The sequence below is a fragment of the Candidatus Saccharibacteria bacterium genome (assembly GCA_016699955.1).
In the GTDB taxonomy this organism is placed as follows: Bacteria; Patescibacteriota; Saccharimonadia; order Saccharimonadales; family UBA4665; genus JAGXIT01.
In genome coordinates, this window is the sequence record CP064993.1 from 1,156,661 (window position 1) to 1,171,816 (window position 15,156).

General features: G+C 48.1%; 14 protein-coding genes and 1 tRNA gene. 3 read left to right on the forward strand and 12 right to left on the reverse strand.

What is annotated here, in order from left to right; all coding sequences use genetic code 11:
- Positions 1–56 precede the first annotated feature (56 nt).
- The 4 genes from rnc to IPL85_06055 all read right to left on the reverse strand — a co-directional run bounded on the left by rnc (position 57) and on the right by IPL85_06055 (position 2,206).
- Entirely contained in the window at positions 57–749 is a 693-nt protein-coding gene (gene rnc, locus IPL85_06040) for a ribonuclease III (protein ID QQS19794.1), read from the reverse strand.
- A gap of 107 nt (positions 750–856) precedes the next feature.
- On the reverse strand, positions 857–1,390 hold the full coding sequence (locus IPL85_06045) for an NUDIX domain-containing protein (protein QQS19795.1): 534 nt from the start codon (positions 1,388–1,390) through the stop codon (positions 857–859).
- A gap of 5 nt (positions 1,391–1,395) precedes the next feature.
- On the reverse strand, positions 1,396–1,944 hold the full coding sequence (gene nusB, locus IPL85_06050) for a transcription antitermination factor NusB (GenBank protein ID QQS19796.1): 549 nt from the start codon (positions 1,942–1,944) through the stop codon (positions 1,396–1,398).
- Positions 1,945–2,041: 97 nt separating this feature from the next.
- Complete coding sequence (locus IPL85_06055) at positions 2,042–2,206, reverse strand: hypothetical protein (protein ID QQS19797.1); 165 nt, start codon at positions 2,204–2,206, stop codon at positions 2,042–2,044.
- A gap of 318 nt (positions 2,207–2,524) precedes the next feature.
- On the opposite strand from IPL85_06055, the gene IPL85_06060 reads away from it, so the two are divergent.
- Both IPL85_06060 and IPL85_06065 read left to right on the forward strand, forming a co-directional pair.
- A complete protein-coding gene (locus IPL85_06060) occupies positions 2,525–3,028 on the forward strand; it encodes a helix-turn-helix domain-containing protein (GenBank protein QQS19798.1) in 504 nt (167 codons plus the stop codon).
- A complete protein-coding gene (locus IPL85_06065) occupies positions 2,962–3,495 on the forward strand; it encodes a transposase (GenBank protein ID QQS19799.1) in 534 nt (177 codons plus the stop codon). The genes IPL85_06060 and IPL85_06065 overlap by 67 nt, the downstream gene beginning before the upstream one ends.
- A 16-nt stretch (positions 3,496–3,511) precedes the next feature.
- On the opposite strand, the gene IPL85_06070 is transcribed toward IPL85_06065, so the two are convergent.
- The 7 genes from IPL85_06070 to IPL85_06100 all read right to left on the reverse strand — a co-directional run bounded on the left by IPL85_06070 (position 3,512) and on the right by IPL85_06100 (position 14,030).
- Positions 3,512–4,744, reverse strand: a complete 1,233-nt coding sequence (locus IPL85_06070) for a hypothetical protein (GenBank protein ID QQS19800.1) — start codon at positions 4,742–4,744, stop codon at positions 3,512–3,514.
- 38 nt (positions 4,745–4,782) lie between these two features.
- Positions 4,783–7,269 (reverse strand): leucine--tRNA ligase, encoded by a 2,487-nt coding sequence (locus IPL85_06075; protein QQS19801.1) that lies wholly within the window; start codon positions 7,267–7,269, stop codon positions 4,783–4,785.
- Positions 7,270–7,299: 30 nt separating this feature from the next.
- Positions 7,300–8,481, reverse strand: a complete 1,182-nt coding sequence (locus IPL85_06080) for a hypothetical protein (GenBank protein QQS19802.1) — start codon at positions 8,479–8,481, stop codon at positions 7,300–7,302.
- Between the two features lie 131 nt (positions 8,482–8,612).
- The gene (locus IPL85_06085) at positions 8,613–10,064 is read right to left on the reverse strand and encodes a hypothetical protein (GenBank protein QQS19803.1); all 1,452 of its coding nucleotides are present in this window, start codon (positions 10,062–10,064) and stop codon (positions 8,613–8,615) included.
- Positions 10,057–10,803, reverse strand: a complete 747-nt coding sequence (locus IPL85_06090; protein ID QQS19804.1) for an alpha/beta hydrolase — start codon at positions 10,801–10,803, stop codon at positions 10,057–10,059. The genes IPL85_06085 and IPL85_06090 overlap by 8 nt, the downstream gene beginning before the upstream one ends.
- A 26-nt stretch (positions 10,804–10,829) precedes the next feature.
- Positions 10,830–12,449: a hypothetical protein gene (locus IPL85_06095; GenBank protein ID QQS19805.1), complete on the reverse strand. Its 1,620-nt coding sequence runs from the start codon at positions 12,447–12,449 to the stop codon at positions 10,830–10,832.
- Between the two features lie 78 nt (positions 12,450–12,527).
- Positions 12,528–14,030, reverse strand: coding sequence for a hypothetical protein (locus tag IPL85_06100; GenBank protein QQS19806.1), 1,503 nt, complete (start codon positions 14,028–14,030; stop codon positions 12,528–12,530).
- Between the two features lie 257 nt (positions 14,031–14,287).
- Here IPL85_06100 and IPL85_06105 point away from each other — a divergent pair.
- Positions 14,288–14,364, forward strand: a tRNA-Ala gene (locus IPL85_06105).
- Positions 14,365–14,659: 295 nt separating this feature from the next.
- On the opposite strand, the gene IPL85_06110 is transcribed toward IPL85_06105, so the two are convergent.
- Positions 14,660–15,022, reverse strand: coding sequence for a DUF2267 domain-containing protein (locus IPL85_06110; GenBank protein ID QQS19807.1), 363 nt, complete (start codon positions 15,020–15,022; stop codon positions 14,660–14,662).
- Positions 15,023–15,156 lie beyond the last annotated feature (134 nt).

Genomic DNA, 15,156 nt, shown 5'->3' on the forward strand with positions numbered 1-15,156 from the left:
ATTTCCTTCCCATTAGTTTGATACTTGTCCTATTCTACAGGTTACCACCCCTGTTGTCAAACGTAAGTCTTGAGGGCCGTTGCGGCGGCGGAAACTTGAGCGGTCTGTTTGCTAGGGCCATTACCACGCCCAACAAGCTTGTCGTTGACATACACACCCACTGTAAATTCTTTTTCATGGTCGGGGCCTTCCTCGCTTAACACTCGGTAATTTGGAGTGGCGCCCACCTGACCCTGCACTATTTCCTGCAGCCGCGATTTTGGATCCATCCATGAACCTGTTTCGAGTATATCGTCAAATGTCGAGAGGATTGTATCAGTTATAAATATTCTACAGGCTTCATATCCACGCTCCAGGTACAGCGCGCCAATAATTGCTTCAAATGCGTTGGCTAGTATTTGTGCCCGTGCACGTTCTGTGCCATTCTTTTCTCCTCGGCTCAGGCGAAGCAAAGGCTCAACTCCCAGGCGGGCACCGGCCGCACTAATACTCTCAGTCCGAACAAGTGAGCTTCGCCAGTTAGTAAGGATACCCTCTGGCTCACTGTGGTGAGTGTATAGATATTCGGTCACAACCAGCTCCAGTACAGCATCGCCGAGAAATTCAAGTCGCTCATTGTGTTCGCTGGCCGATTTTTTATGCTCGTTCAAATAAGAACGGTGTGTAAATGCCACAATAAGCACTTCAAGGTTCTTAAATGCTCCTCCCAAAAACTGTTTTGCAAAATCCTGATATAGTGTTGTGTCCATAACAATTGGTAGATTGTAGACTGTAGATTGTGGTGTTTGGTGAGTGGCCAGTGATTTGTAGGGCGTAGCAATAGCTAAACCTACCGTCAGCAGCAGTCTCCGGTCTACTAGTTTGCGTTCCTTTCTCGTACTTTTTTCATCCCAACCAGCATAAGTTTACCGATGTCTTCGTAGGCAATCTCATCGACTGCCTTAGGTGCGGGTAACCACTGAATGTCACTCAGCCAATCTTCGGGGTGGAGGCGGTTAGTATTGCCCATGCCCTCGACAAGGTAAATGTGCATCGTCATCAGTACCAGCGTATGGTTGCGGCGGTAGCGAAAGTTTACTTTGCCAAGCCATTGTTGGACATGCATTTCTTGGAGACCTGTTTCTTCGCGAATTTCTCGCTCGGCGGTCGCTTTTGGCTCTTCACCCTCTTCAACATGCCCTTTTGGTATAGTCCAGCGATTTTTCGCATCTTTAATGAGCAGTATCTCTACGTTACCAGCTTTTTCATTCCGACGATACACGACGCCGCCAGAAGTCGTTTCGTGTACAACTTCCTGAATGACCGGCCGACGTGTCACAAAATTGCGAATACCTTCAATCGGTTTCTTGATACCTTCCATGGCAATTCTTTTTCGCTTTGCCTCACCCATAACCGTTACGCTGCCTTCTTCGCACTAGGTTTGGTGGTTTTTTTTAAAGCTACTTTTTTGACAGGTGATTTTTTGACTGGTTTCACTTCGGATAATACTTTTTCCTCTGTAGCTTTCACCGCATCTGTGCCTTCTTTGTTTTTTAGAGCCGTACCAAGAACACCGTTTATAAACTTGCTTGAGTTGTCGCCGCCAAAGGCTTTGGCAAGCTCGACCGCTTCATTTATAACCACTTTTGGCGGAACATCCGGTTCATAATGCAGCTCATACAATCCCATCCTTAGCACTACACGATCCATCCGTGCAATCTGCTCCAAAGGCCACTCGGGTGCGAGCGGACGGAGTTCGTTGTCTAGCTGATCTTGATACTTGGCGACGCCCTTGACTAGTTCCTCTATGAAAAACACATCATCGACTGTTGATTCGTAGCGCGAAATATTGCGCTTGAGTACCAAACCTAGGTCAAATGTGTCATCGTTTGCTTCGCGCCGAAAATCCAGCTCATAGAGCGTTTGAAGTGCAACAATGCGACCAAGGTGGCGGTTAGAAGCCATGACAATCTCCGTTCACTTGTAGTAGGTAAAATGTAGTGAGCATGCTCATATATAAATCTTTAGCGTAAACATGGTTACCCATGCTTGTGACTACATGCTACTTGCTACTAGTCGCAGCGGCGAGTTTCTTACCGCTTTCACGACGCGTTGTATAGACCTTAACAGGTGATTTTTTGTTTACAGCTCGTGCCAATTTTAGTAGTAGGTGGCTGCGGCGTGCGCCTGTGGCGCGTGGACTGGTTCGTTTTTTTGGTTTACCCATATATGTGCTAACTCCTTCTTGGAAGTTTTATCTGATATTTAAGACTATCATACGCTATTTTGACCTATATCTCAAGTCAGTGTGGAGGTTCAATACATCGAGGACACTTCTGCCTCCAATTGGCTGGTATTCATCGGGTGACAAGTAGCCGAGTATTTGGTGCAGACGGTAGTTGTGGTATTTGGTGAGTACTGGTCAATAATCTCCTGCTGGCAAGCAGGCTTATCTACCGTAATCTTACTTATTAACCTCCCATACATCTTGCACACTTTCATCACCTCACTAAAGTAGAAAGGAGTGAAAGTGAGATACCGCAAGATGACAGAGAAACAATTGCTCGTGTATGGAGCACGGATTCGTTTAGGGTGGTTTCGTAAAGCCGAAGAACTCGGGAATGTTGCGGCAGCCTGCCGGTTCTACGGCATTCCTCGACGAACATATTACTACTGGCATAGTCGCTGGGTGAGTCAGGGCAAAGCCCTGACGAGCCTGTACGATATGCCTCGTACGCCAAAGAGCCACACTAATGACGCCGATGACGAGGTAGTGAGTCTCGTCGTGCAGCTTCGCCTTGGTCTTGGTTACGGCGAAAATGCTCTTGCGCATGTCCTCAGGCGGGATTACGGCGTCGCCACATCTGTGCACGGTGTCCACAACATCCTGAGCCGAGCAAAGTTACTAGAAGAGCGCAAAAGAAGGTACGCAAAACCCGCCAGCTCAGTGACCGTGAGTATTACCCGGGCGAAGTCGGACAGATGGATGTCAAACATTGGAAGCGCAAAGGCTACCAGTATGACATCGTCGACTGTGCTACGAGGATAAAATACAAACGGATCTATCCTGGATGCGACCCTGCGACAACGGTAGATTTTCTTGAGCATGCGGTCAGGTTCTTTGACCCAGCTTTCAGGTTCAAAGGGATTCAGACCGACAATGGCACAGAGTTCACCTACGACCATTTGCCGCAAGTGAGACCGGAAACAGAGTGCCCGACTGTCCGGTGGCTCAGAGAACATGGGATTGAGCACCTCCGCATCCCGCCGTCATCGCCACATCTCAACGGTCGAGTCGAGCGACCGCACGGAGTAGACAAGGATAGATACAAACGGCTAACAACGAATTCGCACACACTTGTCGAATTAAGAGAGTTTTGTAACGAAGATTGTCTCGACTACAACTTTTACCGACCGCATAGTATGCTAGACATGATGACACCGATTGAATACCTGCAAAGCTTGAAGGGTTACGAGCAGGCGACGGTGGATACTAGTGTGCTAGATGTTCGGTAGGTGGACCACCGTAATCTTACTCAGCTTGCCTGTTGCCGACATAGTTATAATACTGCACAATCCGCGGATCATCTTGGTACATGCGCGTCAGGAGAAACAAACTTTTGGCTCGTACGACCGAAGACCAAGGCGCAAGCGCTCCATAATTATTGTTATGCGCTCCATAATTATAGTAGTATGGCCAAAGAATTATTTCACCATTTACAGCCTTGTCCTCCGCTACATCTGATAGCGCGTAATCACGATGCACGATGGCCTTGCTGAAAAGTTCATTATACTTAGCAGTATAAAAGGCATTCTGTTCTTTGGTAAATACTGCTTTAGCGGACGCAATCTGCCATTCATTTATCACGTCCTTTGCTGCTTGCGAATTACTGGTATTTTCCACAGTAAGGCTTGGGTTTGCCTCTGCTTTAGCTTTGTATGCAAGCATACCGACATAAGTCGCAGCCCCATCAGGGTTTAACTCAGTAAACGAAGGATCTCCATAAATCCCATCCCTTCCAGTGCATTGGTTTGCATCCCATAAATGAAAAATCTCGTGATGAAAAGTTGCCGAAATTGTTGGCTTCGTTGCATCTATATAAAACCGTCCAAAATCTTTTGTCTTAGTTGCCGTTTCGGCTCGACCCAAAATCGTTTTATCAGCAATTTTCACTACGATCACTTCTGTCAAACCAATTTGATTCACTAGCTCCACGGGCAGCTCGGCAGTACTCCTAACCAGTGTTACGTAGTTTTGCTTGATAGCAAATTCATCTGACTCAGTAATAGTAGCGCTGGACAAAGGTACTATACCTCGTAGCGGGTATGTTGTGACGTCAGTTGGTTGAATCACACTTACCCCGTATCGTGCCATGAACTCCTTGGCCATAAGCTGGTAGTCGCTCAATGGTATGTTTTTGCCATTGTTTTCATAGAGGTTACTACTGTACCGATCAAGCGTTGCCCTTGGGTCAAAGACATGGAGGCCGTTTTTAGCAGCCGCTTCTTTACGCAGCCGCCAAAGACTATCTTGGGTGCTTTCTTTTTTATCTTGAGGAAATTTAGGCAGAGGGTGGGCGAACAATGCATCGACGACAGCCTTGTCTTCGGCTGTAGGCTCATCGCATCGTGAAAATAGCGACGCACCAGGGATCGCAGAGCAGGCCGCGCTGCCCAACAATATAGTGAACGAAAGCAGGCTCACCGTCGCGCATTCGGTGAAACTAGGTAAAAAGGGTACTCGGCCGCAATCATTACGTTTCATTATGTTTATTTATAATATGTTTTACGCTAATATGCAAACTACTTCAGGACGAAGCTGACCAGTTTTTTGGGGACATAGATGGTTTTGATAATTGCTTTACCCTCTAGATGTGCCGCTACTTTTTCGTCCCGCTTGGCAGTTTCTACGATGTCAGCTTCACTTGATTCGTTTCCGACGTCGATAGTTCCACGCAGTTTACCATTTACCTGGATAGCTATTGTCATCGTGTCCGTCACTAAGTACTGCTCGTCGCACAGCGGCCAGCTATCCTGCTGCACTGAGGATTCCCTACCTAGGTCGTGCCACAGCTCATCGGCGATATGCGGCGCAAAGGGCGCCACCAGGGCAACGAGACTCTCGAGCGCAAACTGCCAGGCGGCACGGTCGGCAAAATTATCTTTGGTTTTCAATGCATAGAGTGTATTGGTAGCTTCCATCATGGCGGCGATGGCAGTGTTATAGCGCTGCGACTCAAGATCGGCTGTTACCTTTTGGATTGCTGCATGAATCGCCCGCAAAACCGCCGGATTTTGTACTGGAGTATTGGCGACTGACTCTCGGCTCGTTGAGGGCATGCAGAATTCTTGCACCAGATTGAACACGCGGTTTAAAAACCGGTACGTACCTGGTACACCCTGCGGATCCCAGCGCATCCAAAGGTCGAGCGGGGCCGCAAACATCAGGTAGGTGCGCAACGCATCGGCGCCGTAGCCTTGGGCAATAATCTCAAGCGGGTCGACACCATTTCCCTTGCTTTTACTAAACATTGTGCCATCACTAGCGGTAACTTTGCCGTTGAACAAGAACCTTTTGAATGGTTCAGGGCTATCAACAAGCCCAAGCTTATGGAAAAAGCGGGTTATGAACCGCGCGTATATCATGTGCGCCGTGGCGTGATCGCCTCCATTGTAAAAATCTATCGGCATCCATTTGTTGGCAATGGCACTATCGAATATTGCGTCCTTGTTTGCTCCGTCGAAATAGCGCAGGTAGTACCAACTGCTGCAAATGTAGGTGTCAAGGGTGTCTGTTTCGCGCTCGGCTGGACCGCCACACTGTGGGCAGTCGACTTTTAGCCAATCTTCGGCCCTCGCCAAGGCAGAGCGGCCATCACCACTCGGCGCAAAATCGTCGAGCTCTGGCAGTATCACTGGCAAGTTTTCGTCGAGTACAATTCCGTCTTTTGGACAGTGAATGATGGGGATTGGCGCTCCCCAGTAGCGCTGCCTACTGACGCTCCAATCACGAATTTTATACTGTGTAACAGGCTCTCCTGAATTTTTAGCTACAAGTGCGTCAAGCATAGCTTGTCGGCCCTTTTCAAAATCCATGCCATCGAATTCTCCTGAGTTGGAAACGATATACTCTTTACGGTGCGGCTTAATGCATTCGCTATAAGATACAAACTCTTGCTGCTCGGTAGTAAATATAATCGGTAGACCAAATTTTTTTGCAAATTCATTGTCTCGTTCATCTTCACCAGGTACGCCCATAACTGCACCCGTCCCGTATCCCATCAGGACATAATCAGCAGTCCATATCGGAATTTTGGCGCCGTTAAGCGGATTGATCGCAAAAAGGCCCTCTATCGGAACGCCACTCTTCGTTTTATCAGCCATGCGCTCTAGCTCACTTTTGCGCATAACAGCAGCAGTATACTCTTCAATATCAACCGCATTTTCTGCAAGTTGACCGTAGCGCGAAACCAACGCATGCTCTGGAGCAAGCACCATAAAAGTTGTCCCAAAAATCGTATCATGAGCGGTAGTAAATACCTCTACGAATTCATCAACCGCACCAAGGCCTTCGACTTTAAAACGAACATTGGCTCCTTCGCTTTTACCAATCCAGTTTTTTTGAGCAGTTTTGACCACTTCTGACCAATCGAGCGCATCGGTCGCTTCTAGCAATTCGTCCGCGTATTCGGTAATCTTGAAAAACCATTGTTTGACTTCTTTTTTTTGTACTTCGGGGTCATCGGCAGCATCGTGACGCCAGCATTTGCCGTCTAACACCTGCTCGTTTGCGAGCACTGTCTGACACTTTGTGCACCACCACTGCATGCGAGCATCTTGGTAGGCCAGACCGTGTTTGTACATCTGCACAAAAATCCACTGAGTCCAGCGGTAATATTCTGGTAAATGGGTAGATATTTCTTTTGACCAATCGTTACTCCAACCCATGGCTTTGTACTGGGTGTGGTAGCTGGGAATGATTTTTGCCATGCTTTCCTGCGGAGACACACCGGCTTTAATAGCATAATTTTCTGCTGGCAAGCCAAACGCATCCCAACCCACTGGATGATAACTCTCGTAACCTTGTTGGCGTTTGTAACGAGCCATGACATCTGAGATTGTGTAGTTCATCGCATGGCCAATATGAATACCTGCACCGCTCGGGTAGTTAAACATACTCATGGCGATATATTTTGGTTTATCAGAATTCAGATTGGCTTTATAGACCTGCTGTCTGTCCCACTCTGCTTGCCACTTTGGTTCTATTTCCTTAGGGTTATAGCGTTTCATAGAACCTAAGTATAACAGAGGCGGTCAAAATTAGAACTGCTTGAGAAAATTCGTGGTGAAAGTGGTGGTGAGTTTGGCGCGCTGCGCATGACGCTCTAGAGCGTAGGCAGTGAGTTTTTCGACTAAAGCTACCCTGGAAATACCTGCTTGAGCCCAGTTGTGCGCGTACAAACTACCGGGAAGCGGATTTACCTCGTTAAAGTATACTTTTTTTGCCTTGGTATCGATCAGCAAATCTACGCGGGCAATGCCCGTGCAGCCCAGCGTGCGATAGACGTCAAGCGCCAGCTTCACGGCTTTTTCAGACAGCTCTTTTGGAAGATCCGCTGGAATGCGGCTGTAGCCCTGGGCTCCTTTTGAACCCATTTTTTTACCGCCGCTTCTCATGCTTTTACCACTCTTTTTACCGCCGTTTAGGTACTTTGTTTCAAAGTCAAAGAAGTCTTCGGCGTGAAGGAGCGGCTGCTCAAGCAGTGCAGGTTCAGGGTTGTCATTGCCCATAACAGGTAGAGTGACCTCAACCAAGTTGTGCACGGCCTCTTCGACGATAATTTTGTCGTCGTAGTGGGCGGCAATCTCTAGGCCGTTCTGTAGCTCCGTCATATTTTCTACTCGGCTAATACCGATGCTTGAACCCAAATGAGCCGGCTTTACGAAAAGGGGATATCGCAACCCAGCACACTGCCGAATGGCTGCTTTACTATCTTGACCAAGCATTTGGCTATGAAACCAAACTCCCTTTGTAACTGGCAAACCTTCAGCGTACACAAGCTGTTTGGCAAGTACTTTATCCATAGCTACTGCCGCAGCAGCAACACCACAACCAACGTATGGAACGCCGGCCATTTCAAACACGCCCATGAGCTCGCCGTCTTCGCCGTGCGTACCATGCATAGCCGGAAATGCTATATCCACGGGAATAGTTTTGCGTCCCCCCAAACGAGTTGGAACTAGCAGTTTCATCCCATTGCCCAAAATCACCCCTGTTGGCTTCACCTGGGCCAGAACATCTTTTAGGTCGTTGCTCCTGTAGAGTGCAACGTTTTTTAGTTTTTCATGCACATACCACTGACCGTCCTTGGCAATGTAAACCGGTACAACACGGTATTTTTTAGTGAGTTCGAGCGGGTTGATAATAGACGTAAGCGCCGTGACGATTGATACATCGTGCTCAGCGGATTGTCCTCCAAAAAATACTGCTACTGTTTGCATGTCAGTAGTATACAGCGAAGAGCTAAGAGTGCATAACCCCAACTCGGCGTAAGTGCCGAGGTATTGAAGGGGCGAACGGGCGTATCGGCGAGCTTCAGGCAGAGTGGAGGGACATTTTAGGACCGTATGAGTCAGTGGTAGTTATCAGTCCAATCGTTTTGCATGAGTACAACGTCACCCGTCGCAACAAAGTTCGATAGGTTAGTGTAAAATTCGAGCGGGTTATCTTGGACGAGAAGCTCGCCTTTGTAGTCAGTATCATCGAGTCCCGCCTGTATGTCTGCGGTAACAGAATTGCGCATAAGCACTACTACATCTGGTTGGGCGGCAGCGATCAGACGACCAACTTGACGGTGAATATCGGCGGTTTCTTTTCCTTGGTCAACTAGACCTGGCGTTATATACATCTTACGCTTCGCCTTTAGCCCCGCCAGCAGCTCAGTCCCTGCGCGAATTCCTTCGAGGTTGCCGTTGTAGGTATCGTCTATAACCCAGGCTCCAGAAAGCTTATATGGTTGCATACGGTGTTCAAACGGCGTCGTTTTGCCAACACCAGTTTTGACTTCTTTTTCACTTAGCCCGCACGTTAGCCCAAAAGCGGCGGCAAACGCAAGCGGGCCAACCTGGTGAAGCCCGACTAGGCCGCTATGAAACTTCAGATGCTTTTTTTCTTTTACCAGCTCAAATGAGGTTCCGTCCAGTCCTGTCCGAGCCTTGTCCACTCTCCAGCCGAGCACATTGCTACGAGAATAGGTTTGGTATTTCGGTTTTATAAAACCAAGCATCGCGTCAGATTCGGCATTGACGTACATGTTGTCAGGCGAGACGTAACGCGATAGTGAAAAGATGTCTTTTCCAGCGGCTTGCAGCGTCTTGTATTGGTCTAGGTGAGCTGGCGCCAAACCAGTAATGACTGCCTGTGTCGGCCGCACCATGGCACTAAACTGCGCCACATCGCCCGGCTTACCTTCGCCAAACTCCACGAGTACAACGTCTTCCTTGCCTGTGAGAGTTTGAGCAAAAAGTAAGTGAGAGCTAACAACATTCATATTTGCCGGCGTGGCCGCAACCGCAAGACCTTCACTAAGCACTGTTTGGAGCAGCTCTTTCATGCTGGTTTTTCCGTAGCTTCCGGCTATGGCAATACGATTTCCAGGGTGTTTTTGGAACAATTCAGCCGCCTGGATAGCCTGCCTGTTTTCGCGTGGTTCCGTAATTATGATGCGACCAAGCGCCAAAAATAGCGCAAGCATATGCGCCCAAACGATAGGGTAGGAAACAAGCAGCGCCAACCCATACCATCGTATTTCATCGTATGGTGTATTTTGACTGACATATATGAGCGAAAAGGCCAAAATTATTTGGCTGAACATCCCTGATAACAGCCCGAGGCGTAGTAACCGCGCAGCTCTGGTCGGTTCCAGCGAACGACGCTGCATAACCGCCGAAAAATCCTGTATCTGCCATAACCATCGCAGAAATGGAAATGATTGGTACTCAGTTGCTTGCGCCATGTAGGTCAAACTACGGCTGATGCGCAGCGGAGCATAAAAATTGTACAGATTTCTAAGAACTCTATTCACCTAAAAATTCCTCAGTAGCACTGACCACTTCTTCTGGGGCGTCAAGATGAATAAAATGACCTGCTCCGTTTAAGATACGCAGGCTCGAACCATCTATGTCATGATTGAGCTGCTCACCGAGCTTGACCGGTGTTTGCTCGTCGGCAGCGCCATACAATAATAAAGTAGGAGTACTTATATATGCTGCGTCGGCTCGAACATCGTCTCGAACTATTTTTTTAAATGTTTCTTGCATGTGCTCTGCGACTAGCAGGTCGGAACCCGCCGTTTCGTACAGTTTACGACGTAATTTGGACGTGACACGTTTTGGCAGTGGAGCAGTGATTGCCTTCCCAACTTTTGCTATAACTCGGTACGCCGTAGCGCTATTGGAACTTCGTACACCTGCGCTTGCAAGCAGGACTAACTTTTCGGCCTGAAATAGCCCCCGACCGACCCCGCGTATTGCAATTGCTCCCCCGTTACTATGGCCCATCACTGCGTATGGTTTGACTCCAATTTTTTGTAAGAAATCGCGGACAAAGGTAGCGTAGTCGGTTAAGTTCCATGCTTCAGGCGGTGCCTCGGTAAGCCCAAATCCTGGCAAATCGGGTACAACAACATCATAGTTTTTTGCAAGCTTGGCAGCAAATGTCTGCCAGCTTGCACTGCTGTCACCCCAACCGTGCAATACAAGCAATACCCGGCCACTACCGGTACGAGTATAGTCTGTTGCAATGTTTTGAACGATGACCCGCATACAACTTACAGTGTAGCAGTATTTTGTTATTTTGCCTTGCGACGAAGCCAGTATGAGCTTTGCCGCACTAGCTTGTTGGCGTCGCGCGGATGAGCGAGTAGTTGCTTGACAACCTCTTCGGCAAAGACACCGTTTTGAGAGCCTTTTACTAGTACAACTGCACCTGTTTTCAGGTGCTTGCGCACAAAGGCGGCACAGGCAGTCTGGCTAGAAAAACTGTGCACAACACAGCCGTTTTTACGCGCCGATGGAGCTAACCAGCGCTGAGAATCACTGCCGAGTGTCAGAACAAAATCAAGCTTGTTTGGTTCACAGTAGCTACCGACTTCGGTATGTGCTTCTTTTGAGTACGCACCTAGCTCGTTCATACTACCAAGTACAGCAATCCGCTGAGTTGCACGCGACCCATATACTACGTCTAAAGCCGCTTTTACGGCTATTGGTGATGAATTATATGTATCATCTATAAGCTTACTGTTTTTTATACCGTCCAGCACTTGAATACGTCCAGCAGATGGTTCAAGCTCCTTTATGGCTTCGGCTATGCTAGCGTGTTTCAGGCCCAACATATCCGCCACCGCAGCTGCGGCAAGCACGCTTGATGCGCCCTGCTGCCCGACAAGCTTTGTATGCGCATCTATAACCCCGGACGGAGTCTGTATCTGTAAAAACTGACCTCCCAAGTTAACTCGGCTCGACTCTGCGTAGTACCCGTGCGCTGAACCTTTGCGTAAACTGTAGGTAGTGGACGAGCGGCCAACCAGTAACTTCGGCGCTACAGCGTCAGCATTGACCAGCACGAAGCCACTGTAGTCAAATACCTTGGTTTCTTCTGCCGCAACCGCCTCGAGCGTACCAAAATATGCCATATGTTCTGGAGCAACTGCCGTCAAGACAGTAATATCCGGCCGGGTGTAGGCAAAACGCTGCATCTGGCCGGGTTTATCAGTACCAAGTTCGATTACTACCACGTCGTACGGGTAGGGGTGGTGGAGGCTTGCGGCAATTTCACCGAATACGCGCATCCAGGCAAAGGGATTCAATAAAGGCGGCTCCTCTTGACCAAAAAAGATAAGTGGTACGGTAACTCGGTCATTGTAATTACCTGACTGGTATTGCACGCGCACATTCTGGCCGAGTAGTTGGGCGGTTGCCAGCTTTGTACTAGTTTTGCCTACTGAACCAGCGACGGCTACAACTGTAAATCGATGTTTTTGGCGAAGTCGTATGACCTGACTTTCCAATATGTTTGCAACAATTGCTTTCCCGAGTAGTTTTGGATGAATGACGTAGTACAAGCTTCGTATCACAACGGCACATATGACAAAAAGTGTCACGAGCAGGAGCGGCCCTCCAATAATTATCGCCAGACCAAACGCCCACGATCCCACCGTTCCCTGGGTAACCCATTTCCATAGCAACGCACCACCCGCAGCATAGGTTGCCAGCAGCACACTTTGCATTAATCTTAGAAGCGACTTATCTGTTTGTAGCTGGTTTGGATGGGCTACGCGAAACGTTTTTGTTCGTCCAAACCAGCGTAAAAATGGTAACAATTGCTCATTATGCACGCGCCATGCCGCTAATACATTTGCTGGAAAATGTAGCGCGTAAAAACGCTGAACCGCCCACCAGGTTTTCTTCATGATTCTATTTTTGCACAAAATGCCCCTCGTGTCACGAAACACGGGGGCATTTTGCAGACTGGTTTGTCGTACAGTTTTCTACAGGCTGTTCGTTGAGTCAGTGAATGCGCCAAGGACGCTGTCGCCGCTAAATCCAAGTTGATTCATGACTGTAGTTATTGGAGTCGATCCGGCGGGCATCTCTACGGTAAGGTCATCCTTGCTTGGAGTAAAAGTAAATTTGCCAGTTATTGTTGCCGTGCTACCCTCCGAACCCACTTCTACGTTCACATCAAAGTTGGTTATATCCGTTTTGGTATCTACAGACATACCGAGGTCAAATGATCCTGTTTGACCAGAGGTATCGGTAGTAAATTTGATCCCAACAGGATAGACTGAACCCTCCGTGTAATTCTGGTAAATAGTGAGTCTGGTTTTGTCATCATCTGGATCAGAGAAAACCAAGCTATGTATTAGTTTAGTCTGTTCGTCGACGTACACGTCAAATACGTAGTCGTCTTTTGCATCGTCAATGCTTTTCTCGAGCTCCTTAAGCTGCATGGACTGACTGAAGCTTTCGTCTGACTGGTTTTTGTACCAGTCGTTGAGTTTACTTTCGTCAAGAGCTTTTCCAACCGCCTTAACATACGCCTTCATATTGGTCTTGCTGTAAGTTGCCTTGTACTGCATGACGTCCCGGCCATCTGCAGTTGATTTACCTTCAAAGCTTTTGTACTGTACGACGCCCTTTGTACTATTGTCTGTAAAGAGATATTCCTTGTTGACGACCTGAACCTTTGCCAATGCATCCTGCATCTGTTCTGTTGTTGGATTTGTTTTCAGGCTTGCTCCCGCCGCTTGGCTTGCCACTGAGTCAAGCAACGTGTGGTCGATAGCAATCCATTTGTCCTCGACTGTCGCTGCCTGCGATGGTTGCGCACCGAGGCCTTGTAGCATATCTGCTGCGCCGTCAAGCTTGATATACATGTCCGGATTATCTGAACCCTCGGCGTCTATCATGCGAAAATCTGCCTTCAGCTTCTGACCAACGATATTTGCATCCATGGTTAGATCGGCTTCCTTATCGCTCATATTTCCCTTTGTTGTAATATCGAAGCTCACATCAGGCGACTTTACATTGATGGTGCCGTTTACTACAAAGCTCGGTGATGGCGATTTTGCTTCTTCTTGGACGTACTCTATGAGCTTATCGAGTGCCTTCCCGCTTTGTGTTAAGCTCTTACTAAAGACTGCTTCTGGCTTATTTGGCAGATACAGACCAAAGACATACCCAGCTGCAAGCAACACCGTAAGTGCGCCACCAGCCAAGGCAGGAATCAGCCACTTTTTCTTTCTTCCAGGGCCACCTGAACCACCGGGAGATGCCGTGAATACTGGGCTTTGTTGCACACCACCTCCAACAACAGGGCTACCTGAGACGACAGGCGTAGTAACCTGTGGCGTAGACATGACTTCAGGTGCAGATTGTGTTGGCGCCGAAGGCTGTTCTGGAGCGAAATTATCCACTGTGGGCGGAACAGACCCCGTGGGGGCAGGGCCGTCCGTCGGATTGGTTGATTGAGAAGGGTTTGTTGGCTCCATAGAAGTATAACTCCATAACGCTTACGTAATAATATTGGTAGTATAACCTCAGTTCGGCATAAGTACTACCGGTTTCCCATAATTATAACCCCAGCCCAGTGTAAGCACCACTGTTAGCGCCTTTGGGCGTTAAGCGAGCCAGTGCGAAACCTTCAGTGCTTCACGGTTCTGCCGGCCGAGCAGGCTGACCGGTGCGATATGCGTGACCACTAGAAATCGCCAGAACAATACGCTACACTATCTCTGTTCTAAAAAATGGGGCTGTAGCTCAGTTGGCTAGAGCGCTTCCATGGCATGGAAGAGGTCCAGGGTTCGAGTCCCTGTAGCTCCACCACGCTGTCCAATAAAAAAATGCCCCGATACTTTTCGGGGCATTTTGTAAATCAGTCTATGCTGGTTTTGCCGCGGACATTTCCTGAGAATGCTTGCTTTTATGTTTTGTACTTTCAAACCCATGGTAACGCTCAAAGTGAACATGGTTTACAACCGATGCAAGTTTGTGCCCATCATGTTTATGAAACAGGCTGCGGGCGCGACTGACACTTTTGCACTGATGTCGCAATTTTTCTCGTAATGACATAGTTACATCCTCCTAGCAGATTAGTAATAGACATTTAAAATATGTAAAACTACTCCAGAACCGCAACCATTCTCCTCGGCAGCTCGGCAGTAATATCTTCTACAGACTCTCTATCAAACAGCTCACTGATGGCTTGCCAGGCCGCGCGAACATAATCTCGCGCACTGCGTTCATCGACATCATCTATATCCATAAACTGTTCAATAATATCGTCGTCGAGCGTACTCGCTGTGGGTACCATCATGGCTGCTGAGCGCAGTTCCTCGGGGAGTTTGGCCGCAAAACCACGACGCGTATAGTCAGTTAGGTGCATAGCCACGTTTTCCACCACGAGTTCGAGTGCATCCTGCGACACCCCATCGCGTGAGTTTGCCAGTTTTTTTATTTTATTGATGAGAACATGATATTTCATTATGTTTTCCCCTTTCCAGCTACTACTATGCGCTATAGTGCTTACAAAAAACTATGAGCTATATTACATTTGGCGAGATTTATTTGGTAAAACGGAACTGTTTATGGTATGATGGTAGTCTTATCGTAAGATAA

What these genes read in the sequence shown, in the direction of transcription:
- rnc (QQS19794.1), bottom strand. Translation starts at nt 749, where the DNA reads ATGGACACAACACTATATCAGGATTTTGCAAAACAGTTTTTGGGAGGA.
- IPL85_06045 (QQS19795.1), bottom strand. Translation starts at nt 1,390, where the DNA reads ATGGGTGAGGCAAAGCGAAAAAGAATTGCCATGGAAGGTATCAAGAAA.
- nusB (QQS19796.1), bottom strand. Translation starts at nt 1,944, where the DNA reads ATGGCTTCTAACCGCCACCTTGGTCGCATTGTTGCACTTCAAACGCTC.
- IPL85_06055 (QQS19797.1), bottom strand. Translation starts at nt 2,206, where the DNA reads ATGGGTAAACCAAAAAAACGAACCAGTCCACGCGCCACAGGCGCACGC.
- IPL85_06060 (QQS19798.1), top strand. Translation starts at nt 2,525, where the DNA reads ATGACAGAGAAACAATTGCTCGTGTATGGAGCACGGATTCGTTTAGGG.
- IPL85_06065 (QQS19799.1), top strand. Translation starts at nt 2,962, where the DNA reads ATGGATGTCAAACATTGGAAGCGCAAAGGCTACCAGTATGACATCGTC.
- IPL85_06070 (QQS19800.1), bottom strand. Translation starts at nt 4,744, where the DNA reads ATGAAACGTAATGATTGCGGCCGAGTACCCTTTTTACCTAGTTTCACC.
- IPL85_06075 (QQS19801.1), bottom strand. Translation starts at nt 7,269, where the DNA reads ATGAAACGCTATAACCCTAAGGAAATAGAACCAAAGTGGCAAGCAGAG.
- IPL85_06080 (QQS19802.1), bottom strand. Translation starts at nt 8,481, where the DNA reads ATGCAAACAGTAGCAGTATTTTTTGGAGGACAATCCGCTGAGCACGAT.
- IPL85_06090 (QQS19804.1), bottom strand. Translation starts at nt 10,803, where the DNA reads ATGCGGGTCATCGTTCAAAACATTGCAACAGACTATACTCGTACCGGT.
- IPL85_06095 (QQS19805.1), bottom strand. Translation starts at nt 12,449, where the DNA reads ATGAAGAAAACCTGGTGGGCGGTTCAGCGTTTTTACGCGCTACATTTT.
- IPL85_06100 (QQS19806.1), bottom strand. Translation starts at nt 14,030, where the DNA reads ATGGAGCCAACAAACCCTTCTCAATCAACCAATCCGACGGACGGCCCT.
- IPL85_06110 (QQS19807.1), bottom strand. Translation starts at nt 15,022, where the DNA reads ATGAAATATCATGTTCTCATCAATAAAATAAAAAAACTGGCAAACTCA.